We start from the raw sequence: 965 nt of genomic DNA, 5'->3' as shown, positions 1-965 counted from the left end.
TCTTCCGGTTTCGCTCGCCGCTACTCCCGGAATCGATGTTTCTTTCTCTTCCTCCGGCTACTTAGATGTTTCAGTTCACCGGGTTCCCTTCCGCATGCTATGGATTCACATACGGATGACATGATCTCTCATGCCGGGTTTCCCCATTCAGATATCTGCGGGTCATGGCTTATTTGCAGCTTACCGCAGCTTTTCGCAGCTTATCACGTCTTTCTTCGGCTCTTGGTGCCAAGGCATCCACCCTGCGCTCTTTTGTGCTTGATCATTTCTGATTCTCTGGCGCTAGCGATAGCGCCTCTTGCTTAAAAAGCATTTGTGTTCTTTCCAGATTTTCATCTGGAAGACCTCTTTGGTTTTTCTCGGATGTCTTTGCATTTCTTAATAGAAATACTAAACATTGCATTAGATATTTGATTCTCTATGAGCTGAGTCATCAGACTGAATCACTTCGCCAAAAAGCTTGCTTCCATAAGAAGCAACTTCAGACTGATGATTGAGCGATAGCTCTCATGAGCAGCCTGCACAGCAGGCGCGAATGAACTCAGCTCATAGAGTGGTTATCTAAATTAAGATTCTGTATGAAGTTTTCAAGGTACCTGCATATCCGCTTATAACGGATGCTGTCACATTCTGTGACAGTGGAGACGAAGGGATTCGAACCCTTGACCCCCTGCTTGCAAGGCAGGTGCTCTCCCAACTGAGCTACGCCCCCAAAGGCATATATATAATTCTTAAGCCAGCTGTTTGATTCAGGTCTGGCAGTGGGCTTAAGTGGACTCGAACCACCGACCTCACGCTTATCAGGCGTGCGCTCTAACCAGCTGAGCTATAAGCCCATTTAATTCCGGCATCCGCCTGCTCTTCCATGCCGTTACCAGCATAGTACCATCGGCCGTCTGTGTCTTAACCATCGTGTTCGGGATGTATAACGGGTGTTCCCCACAGACGCATCGACACCGGAAATT

At 47.8% G+C, this 965-nt stretch carries 2 tRNA genes and 2 rRNA genes; all 4 read right to left on the bottom strand.

The annotated features are described in order from the left end of the window. Positions 1 to 264, bottom strand: a 23S ribosomal RNA gene (locus ACTNCK_RS11730); the annotation flags it as partial. A 375-nt stretch (positions 265 to 639) separates the two neighbouring features. Then, positions 640 to 712, bottom strand: a tRNA-Ala gene (locus ACTNCK_RS11725). Positions 713 to 762: 50 nt separating this feature from the next. Next, positions 763 to 836 (bottom strand) — tRNA-Ile (locus ACTNCK_RS11720). A 6-nt stretch (positions 837 to 842) separates the two neighbouring features. Next, positions 843 to 961 (bottom strand): 5S ribosomal RNA (gene rrf, locus ACTNCK_RS11715). Positions 962 to 965: the final 4 nt, after the last annotated feature.

It is taken from the genome of Candidatus Weimeria sp. HCP3S3_B5, from assembly GCF_052064335.1.
Classification (GTDB): domain Bacteria; phylum Bacillota; class Clostridia; order Lachnospirales; family Lachnospiraceae; genus Weimeria.
This window is presented reverse-complemented; position numbering and strand designations above follow the sequence as displayed.